We start from the raw sequence: 3903 nt of genomic DNA on the forward strand, positions 1-3903 counted from the left end.
ATTTAATTTTTTACAGGTTTTTTATAGCTATCCCCTCACCTACCTATAATTTTCCTAATAAGAGTTTTTTAGATATCATTTTATTAGTCAAAATAGTTTCTGCAAAGGGATAGTAAATTTTCTTTATTCTTTTCTTTCTTTATCTGTGATTGTAACCTTTACTTTAATAGTGCCAAGAGAATCTGATGTTATTGGAAACTTATTTTTTTTAATAACTGATTTCCATGAATTATAGTTATTTCTATATAATTCTTCTTCTAAATGTAATACATCCAACTTTTTACTTATTCCTATTAAAAAAGTCGTTCGGATTTCCTTTTTTATCTTCTTTCTAACTTCATTTTGTAAAACTTTATTGCTGACTTTGGAATTTAACTGAGTTACAGTTGCATGAACTTTAATATTCAAATTAAATTTTGGAACACCTGATTTGTTTACCCTAGAATGAATCTTAATAACTGGGTCTTCAATAGGAAGCAATGCTTTTATTTTTCCGGTTTTTTCGTTAAGAGATAGAGGGGTACGTTCAGTATTCCGATCAACCCAACGCAAACCTTTTAAATCGCTTTTGGATATCCATTGTGGTTTTTTCGTTTTATAAAACAAAAAAGCTCCATTTACATTCATCATTGGCATATTTTTATCATCTTTTTTCCACAGCTTATCATCTAAACCAAGTGTAGGTACGATAATTGAAGTACTAGGTTCATTAATAAGTGCAGCGAATTCAACTAATTTCATCGGTGATATTAATGAATGTTGTTCATAGTTTCCATTCGGTAAATGTAATAAAGTCATAATTGGTGAATTAGGTAACATAGGTTCTACTGCAAAAATTTTATCAATTGGTTCTTTTGTTGTATAAATCCAAGGTGTGAGTCTTGCATCTACAAATCGCTCTAAAGTATCCAAGGATTCTTCTACTTGTTTTTTACCTAAGGCTGCTTCTTTAAATACTATTGAACTAATTTGACCAAATAATGTCCTTTGTTGAGTGCTATTGTATAAGTCGTTCCAAGCATTTGCAAAAGTTGAACCTTTTCCTTTACCAATCCAAATGTTAGGCCCTTCAGTTCCACTACTTCCTTGCTCTGATTTACCAATAGTTGAAAAATCCAATACTTGTACATATAAAACATATTCATTATTTACATAATCTACTCCTAAAGCTGAAACATATGTTAATTGATTTAATTGTTTTATATCCCAACATCCGGTTAAGAGTAAAATAGGAGCAATTAGTAGTATTAGCCTCCGTTTCAATTTGACTTATCCCCCTGTTTTCGTCCAAGTTTCGTATATAAAAATTTTGGAGTCTTTTTCGTGAATGTTTTCGGAAGCTGAATTAAACCTTTTAAGTAGTCACTGTCACTTGGATTAAAAAATGAAGACATGTATGGCACTCCAAAAGATTTTAACGTTGAGATATATATTAATATTAGAAATTGAGCAAGCACTAAACCTGGCAAACCTAAAATACACGCCATTATAATACTTATAACTCTCATTAAAATAACAGCACTTCCAAAAGACTGGTTTACAATTAGGAACTGAGATATCAATGTAATTGCAACAATGACAACTACATTCGGAGAAGTAAGTCCTGATCGAATCATAGTTTCTCCTACTATTAACGCTCCTACCACCGTAACAGTTTGACCCGTTGATTTTGGCAAACGCAAACCTGCCTCGTACAGAATTTCAAAAAGAATAGTCATTATAATTATCTCCATCCCTGGAGAAAATGGTATCCCTGTAGTATTAATAGAAATTGTTGCAAGTGCTGGAAAAGGTATCTGGTCTTGATGAAAAGATACCATTGCAATGTAAAAACCAGGAAGTAAGACCGAAATTAATAAACCTAAATATCTTAATATTCTTTCAAGTGTCACAAAATAATAAGGCATGTACAAATCTTCAGCAGATTTTAATAAAAATTGTAAATTAATTGGTGCTATTAATGCTGCTGGAGCACCATCTATTAATATACAAAAGCGTCCTCGTTGCAGTGATTCGACTACCATATCTGGCCTAGTATTATAAGTTAAAGACGGAATAATCGAATATGGTGAATCTGATAATAACTCCTCAAGAGGAGAAACCCCATTTAGAATGTCTACATCTACTGAATTAAGTCTTTTTCTTGCTTCCTCAATAATACTCTCATTTATTACATCTGATAGGTAGAGTAATGAAACGCTAGTTTGACTTCGTTTACCAATCGTAAATATTTCATTGCATAAAGTAGTACTACGTACTCGTTTTCTAAGTAATGCCACATTTGTTTCTAGAGATTCTGTAAACCCGTCACGAGCACCTTTAATTGAAACCTCATAAGAAGATTCCTCAGGTTGACGTTGTGGAATTTTTGATATATTTAATGAACAAAGCTCACCAGTTTCTTCAAATAATAATATTAATTCACCAGAAAAAACTTTCAATGTGATTTGTTGATCAGTATCTTTTTCGCTGCAAATGATGGGTATTAATTGTAAAGTATTATTTTGGAGATTAGGTAAAACAAACTGATTCATATGGATAGTATCAATCATTCCACTTGAATAGACAAAAAGCACTCGTTCACTTTTCGAATCATTATATAAGTTATGAACTTTTATTTGCACATCTGCACAGTTGCTGAAGAGTTTTCTTATTTTTTGTTCATTTATTTTTGAAATGGGAATCACCCCCCTTTTGGTTTTACCTTAAATTTTATAACAAAGAGTACTAATAAAATCGATATGAAAAAGATGACTGGTATAAATATAGGGAAATAATTATTATTTACAAATGAATGAAGATTTAAGGTCGTAATAGGTATACATGCGACTACAAATAACGTAAAACTTAAAGCCCATAACAAATTTTTCAAGTTAGGTTTTGATCTTATATTTAAAATATCAATACATAAGTATAAAGTTAAAGCAATTCTAATAAAGGAGCATGACATAAATTGATAAACAGAGATAAAGTCTACATGTTGAATAAATTGACCAATTCCGAGAAGTCGCCATTGCTCATAAACAGGGAAATGCATATTTTCTGATAATCGAGGTCCAAATAAAGAGATTGAATAAAATAATGGAAAAAGTGATGATAGTAATATCAAACTTCCTAAAAAAAATAATTGCAAGAATTTAACTCGCTTATTGATATGATGTTGAACTAGTAATAAAAACAAGAGTTCAATATATCCTCCTGCAATGTAAAAGCTCCCTTTTAAAATAGGATTCCAACCATTTTGTATCATCGGTTTCATCCAATTTATGTGCATAAATTGGATATTTGCTCCATCAAGAAAAAGCTCAAAGAAGAGAATAAAAGGAAAAAGAAATACTGATATAACAGCAATGGATGTTATGCCGGCATATGCGCAATAAGTACAGATAATTATTAAACAAGCTTCGATAACAATTGTTGGTGTTTTAGGTAAATAAGTTATCGTAATCCAAAATGAGATGCTTTTTAAAGCAATGTATGAATTTATCAATAAAAAAACTAATAATGGGATTACGATTATAGAATATGCTATATTTCCATATCGCTGTTTTATAAGTAAGGTGATGGATTTTTGTTCTGTTTTTTTCATGATGTAGTATAAAATACAAAGCCAAACTAATAGAGCTGGAAAAGCAATAACTACTGATATCCACGCATCTCGACCAGCTATGTCAAATAGTACTGGAATCATAATAAAATGGTTCATAAGTATACTGGAAAGTAGTACGAGGATTAATGCTGCACTAATGAAAATTTTTTCATTATTCATTTTCGAGTAATACCTCCCAATATCTACTAGTAATTTATTTCATTAATATGAATATATTTTCCATTGACACAACAAACTATTCATCAAAAAACTGCAGCCATACCATCCAAGAAGATTGGTAAAAGCTGCAGTTT

Annotated in this window: 3 protein-coding genes; all 3 read right to left on the reverse strand. The window is 30.6% G+C overall.

Going from position 1 to position 3903, the window contains the following annotated elements; all coding sequences use genetic code 11:
* Nucleotides 1-123 precede the first annotated feature (123 nt).
* Genes V7056_RS18705 through V7056_RS18715 form a run of 3 tightly spaced genes read right to left on the reverse strand, consistent with a single transcriptional unit; the run spans nucleotide 124 to nucleotide 3769 of the window.
* A complete protein-coding gene (locus V7056_RS18705; protein ID WP_499703904.1) occupies nucleotides 124-1263 on the reverse strand; it encodes a Ger(x)C family spore germination protein in 1140 nt (379 codons plus the stop codon).
* Nucleotides 1260-2687, reverse strand: coding sequence for a spore germination protein (locus V7056_RS18710; RefSeq protein WP_499703905.1), 1428 nt, complete (start codon nucleotides 2685-2687; stop codon nucleotides 1260-1262). The genes V7056_RS18705 and V7056_RS18710 overlap by 4 nt, the downstream gene beginning before the upstream one ends.
* Nucleotides 2684-3769, reverse strand: a complete 1086-nt coding sequence (locus V7056_RS18715; protein WP_499703906.1) for a GerAB/ArcD/ProY family transporter — start codon at nucleotides 3767-3769, stop codon at nucleotides 2684-2686. Before V7056_RS18715 ends, V7056_RS18710 begins: the two co-directional genes overlap by 4 nt.
* Between the last annotated feature and the right edge of the window lie 134 nt (nucleotides 3770-3903).

Origin of the sequence: Bacillus sp. JJ664, assembly GCF_036962205.1 — a bacterium.
Taxonomy (GTDB): domain Bacteria; phylum Bacillota; class Bacilli; order Bacillales; family Bacillaceae_G; genus Gottfriedia.

Bases quoted from the DNA above. Each gene is read 5' to 3' on its own strand.
- V7056_RS18715 (WP_499703906.1), bottom strand. From the start codon at position 3,769: ATGAATAATGAAAAAATTTTCATTAGTGCAGCATTAATCCTCGTACTA.